18 protein-coding genes are annotated in these 21,037 nt (G+C 70.1%); 1 reads left to right on the plus strand and 17 read right to left on the minus strand.

Features of this window, described 5'->3' with window-relative positions:
- Positions 1–34: 34 nt before the first annotated feature.
- Positions 35–652: a nicotinate-nucleotide adenylyltransferase gene (gene nadD, locus AB0B64_RS31565; protein ID WP_357648087.1), complete on the minus strand. Its 618-nt coding sequence runs from the start codon at positions 650–652 to the stop codon at positions 35–37.
- A 121-nt stretch (positions 653–773) separates the two neighbouring features.
- On the opposite strand from nadD, the gene AB0B64_RS31570 reads away from it, so the two are divergent.
- Complete coding sequence (locus AB0B64_RS31570) at positions 774–1,805, plus strand: M48 family metallopeptidase (RefSeq protein WP_357939807.1); 1,032 nt, start codon at positions 774–776, stop codon at positions 1,803–1,805.
- Between the two features lie 11 nt (positions 1,806–1,816).
- Here AB0B64_RS31570 and AB0B64_RS31575 read toward each other — a convergent pair whose 3' ends face one another.
- From AB0B64_RS31575 to AB0B64_RS31650, 16 genes are all read right to left on the minus strand, one after another.
- Positions 1,817–3,589 (minus strand): protein kinase, encoded by a 1,773-nt coding sequence (locus tag AB0B64_RS31575; protein ID WP_357939805.1) that lies wholly within the window; start codon positions 3,587–3,589, stop codon positions 1,817–1,819.
- 82 nt (positions 3,590–3,671) lie between these two features.
- Entirely contained in the window at positions 3,672–3,848 is a 177-nt protein-coding gene (locus tag AB0B64_RS31580; protein WP_358181246.1) for a hypothetical protein, read from the minus strand.
- Between the two features lie 66 nt (positions 3,849–3,914).
- The gene (locus AB0B64_RS31585) at positions 3,915–5,195 is read right to left on the minus strand and encodes a glutamate-5-semialdehyde dehydrogenase (RefSeq protein WP_358181243.1); all 1,281 of its coding nucleotides are present in this window, start codon (positions 5,193–5,195) and stop codon (positions 3,915–3,917) included.
- A 192-nt stretch (positions 5,196–5,387) separates the two neighbouring features.
- Entirely contained in the window at positions 5,388–6,506 is a 1,119-nt protein-coding gene (gene proB / locus AB0B64_RS31590; RefSeq protein ID WP_357939799.1) for a glutamate 5-kinase, read from the minus strand.
- A 172-nt stretch (positions 6,507–6,678) separates the two neighbouring features.
- Positions 6,679–8,028, minus strand: coding sequence for a GTPase ObgE (obgE, locus tag AB0B64_RS31595; RefSeq protein ID WP_357939797.1), 1,350 nt, complete (start codon positions 8,026–8,028; stop codon positions 6,679–6,681).
- A gap of 243 nt (positions 8,029–8,271) precedes the next feature.
- On the minus strand, positions 8,272–8,529 hold the full coding sequence (gene rpmA, locus AB0B64_RS31600) for a 50S ribosomal protein L27 (protein WP_090773491.1): 258 nt from the start codon (positions 8,527–8,529) through the stop codon (positions 8,272–8,274).
- Positions 8,530–8,545: 16 nt separating this feature from the next.
- Positions 8,546–8,848, minus strand: a complete 303-nt coding sequence (gene rplU, locus AB0B64_RS31605) for a 50S ribosomal protein L21 (RefSeq protein WP_357939795.1) — start codon at positions 8,846–8,848, stop codon at positions 8,546–8,548.
- A 201-nt stretch (positions 8,849–9,049) separates the two neighbouring features.
- Positions 9,050–11,854, minus strand: coding sequence for an Rne/Rng family ribonuclease (locus AB0B64_RS31610; protein WP_357939792.1), 2,805 nt, complete (start codon positions 11,852–11,854; stop codon positions 9,050–9,052).
- Positions 11,855–11,997: 143 nt separating this feature from the next.
- Positions 11,998–12,750: a TIGR03936 family radical SAM-associated protein gene (locus AB0B64_RS31615; protein WP_357939790.1), complete on the minus strand. Its 753-nt coding sequence runs from the start codon at positions 12,748–12,750 to the stop codon at positions 11,998–12,000.
- A 165-nt stretch (positions 12,751–12,915) separates the two neighbouring features.
- Positions 12,916–14,826, minus strand: a complete 1,911-nt coding sequence (locus AB0B64_RS31620; RefSeq protein ID WP_358181240.1) for a TIGR03960 family B12-binding radical SAM protein — start codon at positions 14,824–14,826, stop codon at positions 12,916–12,918.
- Between the two features lie 20 nt (positions 14,827–14,846).
- Entirely contained in the window at positions 14,847–15,026 is a 180-nt protein-coding gene (locus AB0B64_RS31625; RefSeq protein ID WP_357648066.1) for a hypothetical protein, read from the minus strand.
- A 4-nt stretch (positions 15,027–15,030) separates the two neighbouring features.
- Complete coding sequence (rodA, locus tag AB0B64_RS31630; RefSeq protein ID WP_357939786.1) at positions 15,031–16,197, minus strand: rod shape-determining protein RodA; 1,167 nt, start codon at positions 16,195–16,197, stop codon at positions 15,031–15,033.
- Complete coding sequence (mrdA, locus tag AB0B64_RS31635) at positions 16,194–18,551, minus strand: penicillin-binding protein 2 (protein WP_358181237.1); 2,358 nt, start codon at positions 18,549–18,551, stop codon at positions 16,194–16,196. The genes rodA and mrdA overlap by 4 nt, the downstream gene beginning before the upstream one ends.
- Positions 18,548–19,015: a rod shape-determining protein MreD gene (mreD, locus tag AB0B64_RS31640; RefSeq protein WP_357939781.1), complete on the minus strand. Its 468-nt coding sequence runs from the start codon at positions 19,013–19,015 to the stop codon at positions 18,548–18,550. The genes mrdA and mreD overlap by 4 nt, the downstream gene beginning before the upstream one ends.
- Entirely contained in the window at positions 19,012–19,890 is an 879-nt protein-coding gene (gene mreC / locus AB0B64_RS31645; RefSeq protein WP_357939779.1) for a rod shape-determining protein MreC, read from the minus strand. Before mreC ends, mreD begins: the two co-directional genes overlap by 4 nt.
- Complete coding sequence (locus AB0B64_RS31650; RefSeq protein ID WP_357939777.1) at positions 19,890–20,921, minus strand: rod shape-determining protein; 1,032 nt, start codon at positions 20,919–20,921, stop codon at positions 19,890–19,892. Before AB0B64_RS31650 ends, mreC begins: the two co-directional genes overlap by 1 nt.
- Positions 20,922–21,037: the final 116 nt, after the last annotated feature.

Genomic DNA, 21,037 nt, shown 5'->3' on the forward strand with positions numbered 1-21,037 from the left:
CGGCTCCGCAGCCCCACGTATGGCACGAGCACCTTCACCCCTCTGCGTGGTAAAGGCCGCGTTTGTTGATGTACTGCACGATTCCATCCGGCACCAGGTACCAGATCGGCTCACCCTTCTCCACCCGCTGCCTGCACTCCGACGAGGAGATGGCCAGGGCGGGGATCTCCAGCAAGGTCACTTTCCCCGGGGGCAGGCCCGGATCGTGCAGCGTGTGGCCGGGCCGCGTACATCCCACGAAATGGGCGAGTTCGAACAGCTCCTCGGCGTCCTGCCAGCTGAGGATCGCACCGAGGGCGTCGGCTCCGGTGATGAAGTAGAGCTGTGCCTCAGGTCCGTAGATCGCGGAGATCTCACGCAACGTGTCGATGGTGAAGGTGGGCCCGGGCCGGTCGACGTCCACCCGGCTCACCGAGAAGCGGGGGTTCGACGCGGTCGCGATCACGGTCATCAGATAGCGGTCCTCGGGCGCGGACACCTCGCGCTCCGACTTCTGGTAGGGCCGGCCCGTAGGCACGAAGACGACCTCGTCGAGATTGAAGTGGTGAGCCACTTCGCTGGCGGCGACCAGGTGACCGTGGTGAATCGGGTCGAACGTCCCACCCATCACTCCCACGCGTCGCTTTCCCTGGACACTCGGCGCGTTCATCATGAAAGGACCCTACGCGTCGGCTATCCGACACCCACATGGCACCCCCCGCTGACCAAAGCGGTCACCAACCCCGTCACGAACCCAGGTGATGAACGCGCGCCGTCCCGGCTGCCGACGTAGCATGCCGGGCATGACGACCACCCCGGACCGCAACCGCGTCCAATTGCCCGGCATCTCGTCTCGTGCCTACGAACACCCCGCAGACCGGTCCGCGCTGGTCGCTCTGCGTAAGTTGAGTGGGTTCGACACGGTTCTCAAGCAGATGTCCGGCCTCATCAGCGAGCGCCGCCTGCGCCTGATGTACCTGGCGTCGGCCGTGCGTGTGAGCGAGACTCAGTTCCGCTCCCTCTACGACATGGGCCGCGACGCCGCCTACGTCCTCGACCTGCACCGGATCCCCGAGATCTACGTCCAGCAGGACCCGCAGGTCCAGGCCAAGGCCATCGGTTTCGACGACCCGTTCATCGTGGTGACCACCGGCCTGCTCAACCTCATGAACGAGGAGGAGCAGCGCTTCGTCATCGGTCACGAGACCTCGCACATCCTGTCGGGCCACGCCGTCTACCGGACGATGCTCGACATCCTCACCCGCCTGGCCACCCGCGTGGCCTGGATCCCGCTCGGCTACATCGGCCTGCGCGCGATCGTCGCGGGCCTGGAGGAGTGGTACCGCAAGTCCGAGCTCTCCTCCGACCGCGGCGGCCTGCTCACCGGCCAGGACCCGGACGCGGCCAAGCGCGCGCTGATGAAGCTGGCCGGCGGCGCCTACACCCACGAGATGAACATCGAGGCGTTCCTGGAGCAATACCAGGAATACGACACCGCTGGCGACCTGCGCGACGGCTTCCTCAAGGTGCTCAACCTGCTCGGCACCACCCACCCGTTCGCCGTGGTGCGCGTGGCCGAGCTCGACAAGTGGCACCGCGGCGGCGAGTACGAGCGCATCCTCGGCGGCGACTACCCGCGCAGGGAAGACGACGCCAGCGCCCGGGTCACCGAGGAGATCAAGGCCGCTGCCGAGTCCTACCGCGCGTCGTGGTCGCAGTCGCAGGATCCGTTCATCGGCGTACTGCGCGACGTGGCAGAGGGTGCGGTCAACGCGGGCGAGCGCATCTTCAACCGCTTCTCCCGCCGCGACGGCGGCCAGGGCTAACCCACAGCCGGTCACAGAAGCAGCGCGATAGCGCGCACCGCCGCCGCGCACAGGGCGACGAACCCGCCCAGCACGGCCAGTGCGCGCAGCCCTTCCCTGCGCAGATCCGGCAGGTGAGCGCCGACCCGCTCGATCTCGCGTCCGGTGATGCCGCCACACAGCATCCCGAACACGACACCCGCGGCGGTGACCGGCGCGGGCTGCTGCCACCAGTCGGCATCGATCTGGCCGCCGCCGATCAGCCAGAGCGCGCCACCCGCCGCCACCGCGACGGGCACGCCCGGCCACACCACGGCGGTCGCGGTCGCACCGGTGAACGCGAACGGGAAGAGCACCACGCGCAGGGTCACCCTGACCCGGCGCGAGACCCGCTTCCTGACCATCCAGTGGCTCATCCAGAGCGTCCTGGTCAGCAGGACGAACGCGGCCGTGATCCCGATCGTCGCGATCGGCCAGATCACCGACGCCACCACACAGGGCACGGCCAGCACCGCGAGCAGCAACAGCGCGGCGTTGCCCGCGGGCAGCGTGGTGGAGCCCGACTCCGACCTGAGTCCGGTGTTGCGCGTGCCCGGCGTCCGGGGTTTCCCGGTCACGGCCTTCGTGCGGCTCCGTACGGGTGTGGCCTTGACGCCCTCGCCTGTGCGGAGCCGTGGCCCCGTGCCCTTTCCGTCCGTACTCGTGCGGCCGCGGGGTGCGGGCACCTTCCCGTCCGCACTCGTACGGCCGCGCGGCATGGGGACCTTCCCATCCGGGTTCGTCCGCGTCCGCGGCGCGGGCACCTTCCCGTCGTCCGCGATCCGGCCGCGCGGTGGCTTGGCCTCCTCACCGGTCCGGCTACGCGGCTTGGCCTCCTCCGCCGTACGGCTGCGGGCTTTCGCCTCCTCTGCCGTACGGCCGCGCGGCTTGGCCTCCTCACCGGCCCGGCCACGCACCGCGACGCCCTCCTCTGCCGCGGGCACGGCACGGGCGGCATCGGGCTCGGCGGGACTGGTCGCCTTGGCCAGCCGTGACAGGCGATCGGCCAGCAGCGCGGCCGTCGGGCGCTTGCCCGGCTCCCGATTCAGCGCGGCCCGCACCAGCGACAACAGCGCCACCGGCACGCCCTTGAGGTCGGCCTGCCCGTTGAGCACCGCGTACATCTGCGCCTCGGCCGTCCCCCGCCCGAACGTCGGCCGCCCGGTCGCCGCGAACGCCACCGTCGCCGCCCACGCGTGGATGTCGGCGGGCGAGTCGACGTGCTCGTCGGCGAAGATCTCGGGCGCGGTGTAGCCGGGCGTGCCGAGAAAGGTGCCGGTCAGGGTGAGCCGGGTGGCGTCCAGCACCTGCGCGATGCCGAAGTCGATGAGGACCGGGCCCTCGGCGCCCATGATGATGTTCGCGGGCTTGAGATCGCGGTGCACCACGCCGGCCGCGTGGATGATCGCGAGCGCGGTGGCGATGCCCTGCGCCAGCTCCACCAGCTGCGCCATGTTGAGCGGGCCGCTGTGGCGCACCATGTCGAGCAGCGTGGCGCCCTCGATGTTCTCCATGACGAGGTACGGCCGGTCGCACGAGAGATCGGCGTCCAGCACCTTGGCCACGTACGGGCTCTCGACCCGGCGCAGCGCCCGGACCTCGCGTTCGAGCCTGACCCGCATGGAGTTGTCTTCTGCCAGGTCGTGCAGGACCTTGAGGGCGACCCGCTCGCCCCGGCGGGAGCTGGCGAGATAGACCTCGCCCATGCCGCCCCGACCGAGCCTCTCGAGCAGGGTGTACGGCCCGACCTTGCCGAGCTTGGTCACCGTCCCTCCCCGCCCGGCGCGCCCATAAGGGTCAACACCCTAGCGCTGGGACGCCTGATAGCGCGTGCGGCGCGCCGAAGCTTTATCGGCGGGATTGCTCGGACAGCATGCTGTCGAGCTCTGTCGTAAGCTCCGCCGACAGGTCCTTCCTGCCCTTCCCGCGCCAGTGGATGTGGCCGCGGCTCTCCATCCACAGCAGCAGCCGATCCGCGCCGACCAGCACCACGGCCGCGAAGGCCAAGGCGATGACGATCTCCATGTAGACCAGTCAACCGAGCTCCTCCGCTGACCGGTCACGCCGACACGCCACCGCTGCCCAACCCCGTCAGGCGCCTGACCTTGGGATGACCGTGCCTGCTGATGTACGCAGATGCCCTTCGCCGGTATAGACCCATTTGGTGGACGTCAGCTCGGGCAGTCCCATCGGGCCGCGCGCGTGCAGCTTCTGGGTGGAGATGCCGATCTCCGCGCCGAAGCCGAACTCGCCGCCGTCGGTGAACCGGGTGGAGGCGTTGACCGCGACGGCCGCCGAGTCGACCAGCGACACGAACCTGCGCGCCGCCTGCTGCGACCGGGTGACGATGGCGTCGGTGTGGCCCGAGCCGTAGCGCCTGATGTGGGCGACGGCCTCCTCCAGCGAACCGACGACGGCGGCGGCGATGTCGAGCGAGAGGTATTCGGTGCGGAAGTCGTCCTCGGTGGCCGGCTCCACCTCGCCGTAGGCGGCGATCCGGTCGTCGCCGTGCACGGTCACGCCCGCGTCCTTGAGCGCCTGGAGCGCCCGGGGCACGAACGCGTCGGCCACCCCGGCGTGGACCAGGAACGTCTCAGCCGCGTTGCACACCGACGGCCGCTGCGCCTTGGCGTTGACCAGGATGTCGACGGCCAAGTCCAGATCGGCGTCGGCGTCGATGTAGACGTGGCAGTTGCCCACGCCGGTCTCGATCACCGGGACCGTCGACTCCTCGACCACCGAGTTGATCAGCGACGCGCCCCCGCGCGGGATCAGCACGTCGACCAGGCCGCGGGCCCGCATCAGCTCCTTGACGGAGTCGCGCGTCAGGCCCGGCACCAGCTGCACCGCCCCGGAAGGCACCTCGGTGCCCTCCAGCGCGTCCTGCATCACCCGCACCAGCACGGTGTTGGAGGAGTAGGCGCTGGACGAGCCCCTGAGCAGGGCCGCGTTGCCGCTCTTGAGGCAGAGCGCGGCGGCGTCGACGGTGACGTTGGGGCGGCCCTCGTAGATGATGCCGATCACGCCCAGCGGCACCCTGAGCTGGCGCAGCTCCAGGCCGTTGGGCAGCGTGCTGCCCCGGATCACCTCGCCGACGGGGTCGGGCAGGTCGGCCACCTGGCGTACGGCCTCGGCGATGGCCTCGATCCTGGGCCCGTCGAGGCGCAGCCGGTCGATCATGGCCTCCGGCGTGCCCTGCTCCCGCGCCTGCGCGACGTCCTTGGCGTTGGCCTCGACGATCTCGGCGGTGTGGGCGACGAGGGCGTCGGCGACGGCGCGCAACGCCCGGTCCTTGGGCGCCCGCGGCAGCGGGGCCAGCTCGGCGGCGGCCTCTCGCGCCGCGCGGGCGACCTTCAGGAACTCCTCGGACATCACACGCTCCTCTGCCGACCGCCGGCGAGCCGGCTGCCTGCCTAGTTGTGGCCTTCGGTATCCGGCCGCCTGGTTGCGGGCTTCCGGTGTTGCTTTTGGTATCCGGCCGCCTGGTTGCGGGCCTCCGGAGACCGATGGCCTGGTTGCTTTCGGTGACCGGTGGCCTGGCTGCGGGCTGCCGGTTTCGGCTGTCTAGTTGTGGGCTTCCAGTATGACGATGTCGTCGCGGTGGATCAGCTCGCGCTCGTATTCGGGACCGAGCTCATTGCCCAGGTCTCGCGTCGAGCGGCCGAGCAGTCCGGGGATCTCCACCGCGTCGAAGTTGACCAGCCCGCGCGCCACCACCCCGCCACGCGGCCCGCACAGGTCCACCGGGTCGCCGGCCGCGAAGTCGCCCTCCACCGAGGTGACCCCGGCGGGCAGCAGCGACTTGCGCCTGGCCACGATGGCCTCCACCGCGCCGTCGTCGAGCAGCAGCCGCCCTCGTCCGGTGGTCGCGTGGGCGAGCCAGAGCAGCCGGGTGCCGGGATGACGGCCGCCAGGGTGGAAATAGGTCCCGACATCGGCCCCGGCCAGCGCCTGGGCGGCGTGCGCGGCGGCGGTCAGCACGACGGGCACGCCGGCGCCGGTGGCGATCCTGGCGGCCTGCACCTTGGTGACCATGCCGCCGGTGCCGACCGCCGCGCCGTTCTTGCCGAGCTCGACGCCGACCAGGTCTTCTGGGCCGCGGATCTCGGCCAGCCGCCGGGACCCGCTGCGGCTCGGCGGCCCGTCGTAGAGGGCGTCGACGTCGGAGAGCAGGACCAGTGCGTCGCTGTGGATGAGATGGGCGACCAGGGCCGCCAGCCGGTCGTTGTCGCCGAAGCGGATCTCGTCGGTGGCGACGGTGTCGTTCTCGTTGACGATCGGCACGATGCCGAGCTCCAGCAGCCGGTTGAGGGTGCGCTGGGCGTTGGCGTGGTGGGCGCGGCGCATCATGTCGTCGGCGGTCAGCAGCACCTGGCCGACGCGCAGGCCGTAGCGGGCGAAGGAGGAGGTGTAGCGGGCGACGAGCACGCCCTGGCCGACGGAGGCGGCGGCCTGCTGGGTGGCGAGGTCGCGGGGGCGTGCGGTCAGCCCCAGCGGGCCCAGGCCCGCCGCGATCGCTCCCGAGGAGACCAGGACCAGCTGGGTCCCGGCGCGGCGGCGGGCGGCCAGCACGTCGACCAGGGCATCGACCCGGTCGACGTCGATCATGCCTTGGGGGGTGGTGAGCGACGAAGAGCCGACCTTGACGACGACCTTCGACGCTGAGCTGATCTGTTCCCGCACGTTCGAAGCCTATCGGAGACCGGCGACCCGACCTTCCCGGCCGGTGCTCCCGCCGTCGGCAACCGGCCGAGGACCGGGATGCCGCCGGGGCCAGGCCCCCCGGGACGGAAAGCCGGGGACGCCAGAGGGCGGGCCGGGCGACCTAGGACCGAAAGCCGGGGGTCGGGCGCCGCTAGAACCGGTTGTCGGTGCCGCGCGGCCCCTGCCGTACGGACTCGGCGTTGAGCGTGGGCTGCCAGTCGAAGACGTAGCCACCCTCCATCGGCCCGATAACGACCTCCGCGCCCGCGGTGGCACCGGCCTTGACCAGCTGATCCTCGATGCCCAGCCGCTCCAGCCGGTCGGCCAGGTAACCGACGGCCTCGTCGTTGCTGAAGTCGGTCTGCCTGATCCAGCGCTCCGGCTTCTCGCCGGTGACCTGGAAGAGGTTGTCGTTGACCCGGCGGACGCTGAACCCGGCCTCGCCGAGCTGCTTGGGCCTGAGCACCAGCCGCGTGGGCTCCTCGACGGGCTTGGCGGCCCTGGCCGCGGCCACCCATTCGCCCATCGCGAACGTCAGCTCCCGCAGCCCGTCATGGGTGGCGGCCGAGATGGTGAAGACCCGCAGCCCCCGCTCCTCGAACTCGCCCCTGACCAGATCGGCCAGCTCCCGGGCGTCCGGCACGTCGGCCTTGTTCAGCACGACCATGCGGGGCCGGTCCTCGAGCTTGCCGTAGGCCTCCAGCTCGGCCTCGATCACCTCGTAGTCGCTGATCGGGTCGCGTCCCGGCTCCATGGTGGCGCAGTCGATGACGTGGATGAGCATGTCGCACCGCTCGACGTGGCGCAGGAACTCGTGCCCGAGCCCCTTGCCCTGCGACGCCCCCGGGATCAGCCCCGGCACGTCGGCGACGGTGAAGACGGTCTCGCCCGCGGTCACCACGCCCAGGTTGGGGATCAGGGTGGTGAACGGGTAGTCGGCGATCTTCGGCCGGGCCGCGGACAGGGCCGCGATCAGCGACGACTTCCCGGCGCTGGGGAAGCCGACGAGCGCCACATCGGCGACGCTCTTGAGCTCCAGCATGACGTCGAGCGCGTCCCCCGGCTCCCCGAGCAGCGCGAACCCGGGCGCCTTGCGCTTGGTGCTGGCCAGCGCCGCGTTGCCGAGCCCGCCGAAACCGCCTTCGGCGATCACGTAGCGGGTGCCGACGCCCACCAGGTCGATGAGCACCTCACCGGTGGCGGCGTTCTTGACGACCGTCCCATTGGGCACCGGAAGGATGACGTCCCCGCCATTGGCCCCGTCGCGGTTGGACCCCTGGCCCTGCTTGCCGTTGTCGGCCTTGCGATGCGGCCGGTGGTGGTATTCGAGCAGTGTGGCGGTGTTGGGGCTCACCTCAAGGATCACCGCGCCGCCGCGCCCGCCGTTGCCGCCGTCGGGCCCGCCGAGCGGCTTGAACTTCTCCCGGTGCACGGACGCGCAGCCGTTGCCGCCGTCACCCGCCTTGAGATGCAGCACCACTTGGTCCACAAAGTCAGCCATCCCGGCCCCTCCTCCTAGGCCGATCAAGGCCCGTCACATAACCCAGTCCACGGACCGGGGCCAAGAATGCGCACGTCACGGCGCGCGACCACGTCCACCGGAGGAGCGTGCCCCTGGACGGGCCCCGGCCCCGCACGGCGGGTGGGGCCCACCGCGCTGAGCCGTACACCATAAAAGCCATACAAACGCACTCAGGGACGGATCGAGAACCCGATCCGCCCCTGAGCAGGAAACTCTGAGAATCTACTCCGCCACCGGAACGATGCTCACCGCGCGGCGACCGCGCTTGAGACCGAACTGCACGTGGCCGGCGGCCAGCGCGAACAGCGTGTCGTCGCCGCCGCGGCCGACGTTGTCGCCGGGGTGGAAGTGGGTGCCACGCTGCCGGACGATGATCTCGCCCGCGTTGACCAGCTGGCCGCCGAAGCGCTTGACGCCCAGGCGCTGGGCGTTGGAGTCACGGCCGTTCCGGGTGGACGACGCGCCCTTCTTGTGTGCCATCTCTCTAACTCCCCGATCAGGCCTGGTCGATACCGGTGATCTTCACCTGGGTGTACCGCTGACGGTGACCCTGGCGCTTCTTGTAACCGGTCTTGTTCTTGTACTTCAGGATGCGGATCTTCGGCCCCTTGGTCTCACCGAGGATCTCGGCGCTCACCAGGAACTTGCCCGCCTCCGTGGTCACATCGCCGTCGTTGACGACGAGGACCGTCGGCAGCGAAACCGAAGTGCCGACCTCGCCGGCGACCTTGTCCACCTCGAGGACGTCACCGACGGAGACCTTCTGCTGCCTGCCGCCGCAACGAACGATCGCGTACACCGCGGAACCCTTCTACTGACTTCTGAATGCTGCGCCCGGCATTCGGTGCTGTCTGGAACCGACGAACCGAGTAGGCGCGCGAACAGGGCGCGCCGCTGGACGCACCGATTCTCAAGAGTACCGGATTAACGGTGCCCTGGTCGAACCGGACGGATCGTCGGGGCAGTCCGCCGAGGAGCGCTCCCTTGCGGGAGCGCCTGGCTACTCGGCTGACTTGGCTCGGCGAGAGCGTCGCCGCCCTCTGCCGGAAGTCTGGCCCGCCTGGTCGTCCTCAGCCGGGACGTCTTCAAGCGCATCGGTCACGGTATCACGGCTACCGGAGTCCTTGGCCGCGGACACCTTGTCCGAGACCGCCTTCTCGATGGCCATCTTGCCCTGAGTGCCGCGCGGCTCCGGCTTGGACTCGACCGGCTCCGTGGAGACGATCAGACCACGCCCGTTGCAGCAGTCACACGGCGTCGAGAAGGCCTCCAGGAGGCCCTGACCGACCCGCTTACGCGTCATCTGGACCAGACCCAGCGAGGTGACCTCAGCCACCTGGTGCTTGGTCCTGTCGCGCGCCAGGCATTCGAGCAGCCGCCGCAGCACCAGGTCGCGGTTGGACTCCAGCACCATGTCGATGAAGTCGATCACGATGATGCCGCCGATGTCGCGGAGCCTGAGCTGGCGGACGATCTCCTCGGCCGCCTCCAGGTTGTTGCGGGTGACGGTCTCTTCGAGGTTGCCGCCCTGCCCGGTGAACTTGCCGGTGTTGACGTCGACGACGCTCATCGCCTCGGTACGGTCGATCACCAGCGAGCCGCCGCTGGGCAGCCAGACCTTCCGCTCCATCGCCTTGCCGAGCTGCTCGTCGATCCGGTAGGACTCGAACACGTCGCCCTGCTCGGTGTCCCACTTGGACAGGCGCTCGCCGAGGTGCGGCGCGACATACTTGACGTACTCCTCGACCGTCTCCCACGCCTCCTCGCCCTGCACGACCAGCGAGGTGAAGTCCTCGTTGAAGACGTCGCGGACCACGCGGACGGTCAGGTCCGGCTCGGCCGAGAGCAGCTCGGGCGGGCTGGCCGACTTGGCCTTCTTCTGGATGTTCTCCCACTGCGCCGACAGGCGGGCCACGTCGCGGGCCAGTTCGTCCTCAGAAGCGCCCTCCGCGGCCGTGCGCACGATCACGCCGGCGTTCTCGGGCATGACCTTCTTCAGGATGCTCTTGAGCCGCGTGCGCTCCTTGTCGGGCAGCTTGCGGCTGATGCCGGTCATCGAGCCGTCGGGCACGTACACGAGGTAGCGGCCCGGCAGACTGATCTGCGACGTCAGGCGGGCGCCCTTGTGGCCGATCGGGTCCTTGGTGACCTGCACCAGCACCGACTGACCGGACTTCAGCGCCGCCTCGATGCGCTTGGGCTGGCCTTCCAGGCCCGCGGTGTCGAAGTTGACCTCACCGGCGTACAGGACGGCGTTGCGGCCCTTGCCGATGTCGACGAAGGCGGCCTCCATCGACGGCAGTACGTTCTGGACCTTGCCGAGGTAGACGTTGCCGACATAGGACTGGCTGGCCTCACGGTTGACGTAGTGCTCGACGAGCACGCCGTCCTCCAGCACCGCGATCTGGGTGCGGTCGCCCTGGCGGCGCACCACCATCATCCGGTCGACCGACTCGCGCCGAGCCAGGAACTCCGACTCGGTGATGATCGGCGGACGCCGGCGGCCCAGCTCGCGGCCCTCACGACGGCGCTGCTTCTTGGCCTCGAGCCTGGTGGAGCCGCGCACGCTCGTGACGCCGTCGGCGGAGATGTCATGGCCGGCGGCGCGGCCCGTGCGGGGCGCGCGGATGCGTACGACGGTGTTGGGCGGGTCGTCCCCGGCCGGCTCGGCGCCGTCGTCGGCACCACGGCGCCTGCGGCGGCGACGCCGGCGGGAACTGGACGCCTCTTCTTCCTGAGGCTCCTCGCCCTGTTCGTCGTCGGACTCGTCGGACTCGTCGTCGGCGTCGTCACGCTCGCGTGTTTTGCCACGGCCCCTGCCGCCACGACGGCGGCGACGACGGCGGCTGCCGCCCTCCTCCTCCGTCTCGTCGGCGGTGTCGGCCTCCTCGTCGGTGACCGTCTCCGCGGCCTCCTCGGGCTCCGGGGCCGCCTGCTCGGGCTGCGGTTGCGGCTGCGGCTCTGGGCGCCGGGTCGCGGCGGGCTTGGCCTGGGTCGGGTCCGGGGCCTGGAACAGCGGCGCGAAGATGGCGGCGGGGCGCTGGAACGCGGTCCCCTGCTGGCTCTGCGCCCGCGCGGACAGGCCGAACGGGTCGGCGAGCAGGCTCGGCCGGTCGACCTCGTCGAGGTCCTCGCCGGCGGGCTCGTCGTCCAGCGGCTCGTCCTCGGGCAGGAGCTCGGTGACGTCCTCTTCGGCGTCGGCGCTGCCGAGCCGCTCGGCGGCCGCCTCACCGACGCCCGCCGCGACCTCGGCGGAGCGTCCCGGAGCCGTCTCGACGCTCTCAGCGGCCGCCTCAGGCTCTGTCTTCTTGCGAGTGCGGCGACGCTTGGCCGGGGCGGCCTCGACCGCCTGCTCGCCCCCCTCAGCCGCTTCCAGGGTGCTCACGGCCTCACCGCCGGTGCCGGTCACGCTCTCGGGGACCCCACCGCTGGTGTCCTGCGCGCTCTCCGGCGCCTCGTCCGCGGCCTTCTTGCTGGTACGGCGGCGCGTCGTCGTGGCCGTCGACCGCGTCCTCGCCGCCCTCTTGGGCTTCTCCTCAGCGACGATGTCGGCGGCCTGCGCCACAGCGTCATCCATGGCCTGCGCCACGGCGGCCTCAACCGGGCTCGCCGGCTCGACCGGGCTCGCGGGCTCGGTCGCAGCGGCCGCGACCGTGGTCGTGACCGTGGGCGACGGCTCCTCTGGCAGCTCGGGCGGCGGTCCCGCCGGCCGGCTCGCGGCACGGCGACGCTTTGTCACCTTGGACTGTTCAGTTGTCTCCCCGCCGGGGCCGTCGGCCCCGCCGTTGGGCTCGTTCTCGAGCATGCGGGCGCTCTCCCGTCAGCTCCCGGGCGCGTCGCCGCGCCGCGCAGGAGCTCTCGTGTCTCGTTGTCCGCCCGCGCCCCCGGAGGGGGGCGCAGGCGCCAAGTCCTGTCAGCGGTCGTACCCCGCTCGCGCAAGGCACGTCCTTAACCGTCGACCTGCTCACCCGCCGAAACCGCCTCGCCGCCGCGCGTAGTGTCGCGGTCCAGGCCGAGCGGATCGGCAAGCGCACCGGTGCTGACGTCGAGCGGCCCCTGCGCCAGCCTGGTCACCTCGGGGGGAACCGGCGGCGCGAAGTCGGCCACAAGGCGCAGCCCTGTGAGCACATCGTCGGGTCGTACGGCAGGAATCACGTGCCGAACAACCATGCGCAGTATGACACACGACTGTCCTGGCACCTGAGCTGCGGTTCTGTCTGCTCCCTCGGGCACCTCGAGCCTCAACACCGCCTCCCGGGCGTCGAAGCGTCGGGGGCCCTTCTTGGTGAGGCGTTCGACCTCCACGGTCTCGGCGGCGAGGAATTTCGCCACCGCCGTCTCCGCGAGCTCCCAGTCGGCGCCGGGCAACCGCACATCCCACTCAGATGCCTCCAAGCGGTCGGCCAGCCCACCAACGGTGGCCTCCACGACGTCGAGCACGTCGAGACCAGGCGGCAGAGAGCCGTCCAGGTCGACACGGATCCGTCCGGGTTCGCACGGTTTCGTGACGCCGATCTCGAGGTATTCGGCCTCGCTGGCGACGCCGGTCGGCGCCGCGCCCGCATAGGAGATCTTCGGATGGGGTGAGAAGCCCGCACTGAAGGCCACCGGAATGCCGGCACGGCGGACCGCTCTCTCGACGGCCCGCGAGATGTCGCGGTGGCTGGTGAAGCGCAGACGTCCGCGCTTGGCGTAGCGCACACGCAGGCGCTGCACCGTAGGCGCGGGCGGGGGCCCATCGGGAACAGGTTTCAGAGCTGGTCGTCCTTCCCGTGTAAGTGTTTCCTTCGTCTCAGGATATGCCGCTCCGGAGACTCAACGTCCCAGATCATGTACGGCGAGGTACGGGCCGCGCACTCAGCGCGGCTAGACCACCGTGAGAGGAAGAAGTTTCTTACCCGTCGGGCCGATCTGGATCTCCGTCCCCATGGTCGGGCAGACGCCGCAGTCGTAGCACGGAGTCCAGCGGCAGTCCTCGACCTCGCTCCCGGACACGGCCTCCTGCCAGTCCTGCCAGAGCCATTCGCGGTCGAGCCCGGCGTCGAGGTGGTCCCAGGGCAGGACCTCGTTCTCCTCGCGCTCGCGCACGGTGTACCAGTCGACGTCGACGCCGGCCTTCTCGGCCGCGGCCATCCAGCGCTCGTAGGAGAAGTGCTCACTCCACCCGTCGAAGCGCCCGCCGTCCTCCCAGACGGCCCGGATCACCGCGCCGACCCGGCGGTCACCGCGCGACAGCAGGCCCTCCACGATCGACGGCTTGCCGTCGTGGTAGCGGAAGCCGATGGCCCGGCCGTAATTCTTGTCGCCACGCAGCGAGTCACGCAGCGCCTTGAGCCGCCGGTCGACGGTCTCGTGGTCGGCCTGGCCGGCCCACTGGAACGGCGTGTGCGGCTTGGGCACGAATCCGCCGATGGAGACCGTACAGCGGATGTCGCGCGAGCCGGTGATCTCGCGGCCCGCCTTGATGACCTTCTTGGCCAGGTCGGCGATGCCGAGCACGTCCTCGTCGGTCTCGGTGGGCAGCCCGCACATGAAGTAGAGCTTCACCTGCCGCCAGCCCTGGGAGTAGGCGGTGGTGACCGTGCGGATCAGGTCTTCCTCGGTGACCATCTTGTTGATCACCCTGCGCATCCGCTCGGACCCGCCCTCCGGGGCGAAGGTCAGACCGGAGCGCCGGCCGTTGCGGGAGAACTCGTTGGCCAGGTCGATGTTGAACGCGTCGACGCGGGTCGAGGGCAGCGACAGCGAGGTGTTGGTGCCCTCGTAGCGGTCGGCCAGGCCCTTGGCCACCTCGCCGATCTCCGAATGGTCGGCGGACGACAGCGACAGCAGACCGACCTCGTTGAAGCCGGACTCCTTGATGCCGTTCTCGACCATGGCGCCGATCGTCGTGATCGACCGCTCGCGGACCGGGCGGGTGATCATCCCCGCCTGGCAGAAACGGCAGCCGCGCGTGCAGCCGCGGAAGATCTCCACGCTGAACCGCTCGTGCACGGTCTCGGCCAGCGGCACCAGCGGCTTCTTCGGATAGGGCCACTCGTCCAGGTCCATGACCGTGTGCTTGTGCACCCGCCACGGCACGTCGGGCCTGTTGGGCGCGACCCGCGTGATGCGGCCATCGGGGTGGTAGTCGACGTCGTAGAACTTCGGCACGTAGACGCCGCCGGACTCGGCCAGCCGCATGAGCAGCTCGTCGCGCCCGCCGGGGCTGCCCTCGCCCTTCCACTCGCGGATGACCTCGGAGATGGCGATCGCGATCTGCTCGCCGTCGCCGAGCACGGCGGCGTCGAGGAAGTCGGCGATCGGCTCGGGGTTGAAGGCCGCGTGACCGCCCGCCAGCACGATCGGGTCGTCGTCGCCGCGCTCGACGGCCAGCAGCGGGATGCCGGCCAGGTCGAGCGCGGTCAGCATGTTGGTGTAGCCGAGCTCAGTGGAGAACGACAGGCCCAGCACGTCGAAGGCGCGCACCGGCCGATGGGCGTCCACGGTGAACTGCGGGATGCCCTCCGCGCGCATGAGGGCCTCAAGGTCGGGCCAGACGGCGTAGGTCCGCTCGGCCAGCGTGGCGGGCAGCTCGTTGAGGATCTCGTAGAGGATCGCGACGCCCTGGTTGGGCAGCCCGACCTCATAGGCGTCCGGATACATCAGCGCCCACCGCACGTCGGTGGAGTCCCAGTCCTTCACGGTCGAGTTGAGCTCACCCCCGACATACTGGATGGGCTTCTGCACCTTGGGCAGCAGCGCTTCCAGGCGGGGAAAAATCGACTCGACAGTCATGACACCCAGACTAGCGGCGCTCAGACCGTGGCAGGTCCCGGGATGTCGATGTCGTTGCCGCTGAGAACGATCAGTTTGTGTCCCTCGTAGCAGGTCAGCTCGATGGCGATGACCCCGCTGGCGAGGTTGTGTACGGCGGTGATGTGGCTGGCGGGCAGGAGGAAGCGCTCCTCGCACTCGTCGCAGTAGGCCAAGAACATACTGTCAATTAAACGACTGTTCGCGGATCCGGATCGACTGTAGAAGCCCAATCGAGATGAGATTGGCGAATGTGGCCGTGCCGCCGTACGAGACGAACGGCAGCGGCAGCCCGGTGATCGGCATGATGCCGATGGTCATGCCGATGTTGACGAACGTCTGGAACGCCAGCCAGCACACGATCGTCCCGGCCACGAGCGTGCCGAACCTGTCCTCGCACAGCCGGGCGATCCTCAGCCCGCGCACCAGCACCACGCCGAGCAGGAGCACCACGGTGAGCGAGCCGAGAAACCCGAACTCCTCCCCCGCGACCGTGAAGATGAAGTCGGTGTGCTGCTCGGGCACGAACCGGCCGGTCGTCTGCCCGCCGTCGAAGAGCCCCTTGCCGAACAACTGCCCCGAGCCGATGGCGATCAGCGACTGCGTGCTGTTGTAGCCGACGCCGCGCGGATCGACGCGCGGATCGAGAAACGCGGTGAACCGCGCGACCTGGTACGGCTCCAGCATCCCGAACGCGAACACGCAGAACACCCCGACCCCGGCGATCAGCGTCAGCAGGATGATCCACCTCTTGCGCACTCCCGCGATCACCAGCCCGGCAGCCGTGATCACGGCCAGCACGAGCGTGGTGCCGAGGTCGGGCTGCAACATCACCAACCCCATCGTCAGCAGCGCGGCGAACAGCGCCAGCCAGACGTCGAGCCCGCGCGGCCGATCGCTGCCCTCGCCGGGCTGGGCCAGCAGCATCGCGATGATGAGCAGCAGGCCGAGCTTGGCGAACTCCGACGGCTGCACGGCGAAGCCGCCGCCCAGCAGGATCCACGAGTGCGAGCCGTTGATCGTCGCACCCAGCGGCGTGATCACCAGTCCCAGGCCGACCAGCGAGAGCAGGAACGCCAGAGGCGCGTACGCCCGCATCGCCCGATGGTCGATGACGGTCACCGCGGCGCAGAGCAGCGTCCCGATGGAGAGGTTGAGTACGTGCTTCTTGACCAGCCCCGTGGAGCCGGGCGCCCAAGTGCGGGTCGACGACCAGACCAGCAGCGTGCCGATCACGCAGAGCGCGGCCACCGCGACCAGCATCACCCCGTCCAGCCGCCACATGGCCGACTGCGCGCCCACCGCCCGCCGGGCGAACGAGCGCCGCCCGCCCATCAGCGTGCGGTCCATCATCCTCCCGCCTCCGTGCCGCCCTCCTTTTTGGTGCCCTTGCTCTTGCCGTCCTCCCCTGTTCCGCCCGCCACGGTGCCACCCGTCCCCGCGTCACCTGTCTTCGCGCCGCGTTTCCCCGCGCCGCGTTTCCCCGCGCCACGTTTCCCCGCGTCGTCTGTCCCCGCGCTGTCTGTCCCCGCGCCGCTCTTCCCCGCGTCGTCCGCCCCCGCGCCGTCTGTCCCGGGGCCGTCTGTCCCGGGGCCGCTGGTGCCCGCGCCGCCCGCCACCGCGCCATCGGACCCGTCGGCCACCGCGCCATCAGCCGTCCCGCCGTCGGCCACCGTGCCATCGGCCGAGATCTTCGGCAGCTTGGACACCGGCCGGCCCGCGGGCAACGCGGGCTTGTTCTTGGCGAAACCGAAGATGCCCTCGTAGATCTCGCGTGCGGCGGGCGCGGCAGTGGAGGCGCCCATCCCGCCCTGCGAGACCATGACGACCACGACGAAGTGCGGGTCGTTCGCCGGTGCGAACGAGGCGAACCAGGAGGTGTCCTCCTTGCCCCACACCTCCGCGGTGCCGGTCTTTCCGCCGATCCGCACCTTGTCCATCGGGAACCCGGCGAACGCCCCCGCCGCGGTGCCGTCAGAGGGCACGTCGCTGAGCGCGTCCTTGATGTAGAGGCGCTCCTTCTTCGACAGCGGCAGCTTGCCGACCACCGGTACGTCGATCCGCCTGACCAGCGCGCCGTCGGGCCGGACCGTGGCCCAGCCGATGCGCGGGCTGCGCAGCTTCCCGTCGCTCACCAGCGCCGCGTACGCCCTGGCCAGCTGGAGCGGCGTCACCAGCACGTCGCCCTGGCCGATCGAGAAGTTGGCCGAGTCACCCGCCCGCAACAGGAAGCCTTCGAGGCAGTTCTCGTTGGCCAGCCGCTTGAGGAACTCCGCCCGCGACTTGTCGGCCACCTCCGGATAGCCGCTCTTGGCGCGCCGGCAACTGGTGCCGCTCGTCTGGGCCCACATGTTCTTCTTCCAGGTGCGGTCCGGGATGCGCCCGGCCGACTCGCCCGGCAGGTCGATGCCCGTCGGCTTGCCGAACCCGAACGCCTTGGCCGTGTTGGCGAACACCTCCTTCGGCGCCTTCTTCGGATTGAGCCCGCCGTCCTTCAGCCACTGGTCGTAGCCCGCCCGGTAGAAGATCGTGTCGCATGACTTGACCAGGGCGGTGTGCAGGTTCATGGAGCCGAGGCCGATGCCGTGGAAGTTGTGGAAGGCCCGGTCGCCCACCATGACCGCCCCTGGGCAGTCGTACGTGCCGTTCAGCGGATAGCCCGCCCGCAGCATGGACGTCACCGACGACACCTTGAACGTCGAACCGGGCGCGAACATCCCGTTCAGCGCCCGCGACACCAGCGGCTTGCCCGTGGCGTCCGACAGCAGCCGCTGGTAGCCGCGGTCGGAGATCCCGCCCGCCCAGACGGCCGGGTCGTAGCCGGGCATGCTGGCCAGCGCGATCACCCGGCCGGTGTCGGGTTCGAGCACGACCGCCGCGGCGCCGTCCGCCTTGGGGGCGTTCTTCATCGCGTGCTGCAACGCCTGCTCGGCCAGGTCTTGCACGCGGGCGTCGATGCTGGTGACCAGGTTGTCGCCGCTGACGGGCGCCACCTGCTCCTCCACCCCGATGGCCTTGCCCATCCGGTCGACCTGCACCCGCCGCAGCCCGGCCTTGCCGCGCAGTTCGTCGTCGTAGATGTACTCGAGGCCGTCGCGCCCGACCAGGTCGACGCCGGAGAAGGCGGCCTTCAGCCCTTCGCGCTTGGCCAGCTCGGCCTCGGTGACCGGCTGCAGGTAGCCGAGCATCTGCGCGCCGGCCTTGCCTCCTGGGTACTGCCTGACGGACTGGATCTCGGCGGAGATGCCGGGAAACTCCTCCTGCCGCTCCAGGATCTGCAGCGCCTGACGGGTGTCGGCCCGTTCCTCCACCGGGATCGGCTGGTACGGCGAGCCGGTCCAGCAGGGCTTGGTCACCCCGGGCCCGCACGGCGTGATGCGCTTCTGCAACTGCTTGACCGGCTGTCCCAGCACCTCGCTGAGCTTGCGCAGCACCGGGACCCCCTGCTCGGGCATCCTGATCAGCCCGGTCCGGTCGACCGAGACGACCAGCGAGGTCTGGTTGCGCACCAGCGGCCGCCCGGAGGAGTCGAGTATCTGCCCGCGCACGGCCGGCACGATCACCGACCGCGTCCTGGTCTCCGTGGCCCTGGTGACCAGCTCCTGCCCCCGCACCACCTGCACCTGCCAGAGCCGCAGGCTGAGCACCGCCAGCACGCCCATCACGATCACCTGCAGCACGACCAGCCGGGTCCGCATCCTGATCATTGCGGGAACCTCGGGTGCGGCCTTTCACGGGTGACCAGCCAGATCGCCAGCGGCGAGAGGATCAACGTGTAGACGACGGTCACCGGCACCTGCTCGGTCAGCGTCGAGAGCGTCACCCGCGGATCGGCGATCAGCCCGCCGAGCGCCGCCGACACCAGCGGCGCCATCAGCACACACAGGACGACAGTGGTGGCCGGACCGCCGACGCCCCGCCCGGCCACGTAGCCGACCAGCGCGAACACGAACGCGTACTGGCCCACCAGATGCGCCGTGGGCGGCACGATGTCGACCAGCAGTCCCGCGCAGAACCCGATGATCGCCCCCGCCGCCGGCCCGCGCAGCAGCGCCATCGCCACCACGACGAGCAGCACCACGTCGGGCGCTCCCCCGGCCGGCAGCGGCAGCCGGTTGATGAGCATGACCTGCAACAACACCGCCGCCAGCACGCACAGCCCAACGATCATCGCGGCTCCTCCTTGGGTGGTAGCACGGCGTCTCTCGGATCCTTCGCCGGCGCCCCCACCACCACGCCGACCACGTCGAGCGCGGTCAGATCCGCGTACGGCCTGGCGTACGCGATACGGGTCAGCTCGCCCGGCGTCGCCTCCACCCGCTCGATCACCCCGATCGGCACCCCGGCGACGTACGGCGCGCCGCGCTGGGAGCCGAAGCTGACGATGCGACTCCCACGAGTGATCGCCGCCGTCGAGTCCAGCAGCCGGAACCGCACAAGCCGCCCGTTCTCCCCCACCCCGTGCACGACGCCGATCTCCTGGCCGCCTTCGAGCCGGGCGCCGGCGGCCGAGCCCGGGTCGCTGATCAGCACCACGGTCGAGCTGTCGGCGGACGCCTGGATGACCCGGCCCACCAGCCCTTCACCGTTGAGCACGGTCATCTCGGGGCGTACGCCGTCGGAGGTGCCGACGTCGATCTCGATGGCGTCCTCGAAGCCGGGCTGGCCGCGCCTGGCGACCACGTTCGCCGTCACGATCTTGTAGCCGCCGAGCCCCGCCACGCCGAGCAACCGCTTCAGCTCCGCGGCGCGCGCGGCGTCGAGCCGGCCCGCGGCCAGACCGGCCCGCAGCCTGACATTCTCCGCCTTGACCCGGTCGAGCTCGGCCTGGGCGGCGGGGGCGTTGACGATGGCGTGGAAGAAGCCGCCGACCGGGCGGACCACGGAGCCGCCGACCTGCTCGACCGTACCGAAGAACCACGAACCGGCCGTGCGCAGTGGCCACAGCGGCGAGGCCGCGCCGGCGCGGTGGTCGACGGTCAGGATGACCAGCGCCACCGTGAGCAGCGTCCCCAGGATCAGCCGGGCGTGGCGGGAGTCTCTCATCAGCGACGTGATTCCGGTACGAGCACCTGGTGCAGCGCCTCGAACTCCTCGACGCACTTGCCCGAGCCGAGCGCCACCGAGTCGAGAGGGTTCTCGACGAGGTGGACGGGCATGCCGGTCTCGGTCTTGATGCGTTCGTCCATGCCCTTGAGCAGCGCGCCCCCGCCGGTGAGCGCGATGCCACGGTCCATCAGGTCGCCGGACAGCTCGGGCGGGCACTTGTCGAGCGTGACCTTGACGGCGTCGACGATGGTGTTGACCGACTCCTCCGTCGCCCTGCGGATCTCATCGCCGGACACCACGACCGTCTTCGGCAGGCCGCTCACCAGGTCACGGCCGCGGATCTCGGCGTGCAGGTCCTCACCAATGGGACACGCCGAGCCGATGGCCATCTTGATCTCCTCCGCGGTGCGCTCGCCGAGCATGATCGAGAACTCCTTCTTCGCGAAGGTGATCACCGCCTGGTCGAGCTCGTCGCCGCCGACCCTGATGGACTGGCTGGTCACCACACCACCCATGGAGATGATGGCCACCTCGGTGGTGCCGCCGCCGATGTCGACGACCATGTTGCCCGTCGGCTCGTGCACCGGCAGCCCCGCGCCGATCGCCGCGGCCATCGGCTCTTCGACGATGTAGACCTTGCGGGCCCCGGCCTGGTATCCGGCCTCCTTCACCGCCCGCTGCTCCACCCCGGTGATGCCGCTGGGCACGGCGATGATGATGCGCGGCTTGGCGAAGTGCCGCCTCTTGTGCACCCGCTGGATGAAATAGCGCAGCATCCGCTCAGTGACGTCGAAATCGGCGATCACACCGTCCTTGAGCGGCCGGACGGCCACGATGTTGCCCGGCGTCCGGCCGATCATGCGTTTGGCCTCGATGCCGACCGCGACGATCTTCCCGGTGGCAGTGTTGATCGCGACGACCGACGGCTCATTGAGCACGATGCCCCGGCCGCGCACGTAGACCAGCGTGTTGGCGGTGCCGAGGTCGACCGCCATATCACGGCCGAGAAACGCGAGCTTGCTGCCCATGGGGAACGGAGCCTTCCGTAACGTCGTTCGCGAATGACTACGGATCGAATTCGAATCGTAACGTGACGTTACCCACCAGGGCGCGCAATGAGCCCCCTGTGCCCCACAAATTCTTC

Source organism: Nonomuraea sp. NPDC049129, assembly GCF_040648495.1.
In the GTDB taxonomy this organism is placed as follows: domain Bacteria; phylum Actinomycetota; class Actinomycetes; order Streptosporangiales; family Streptosporangiaceae; genus Nonomuraea.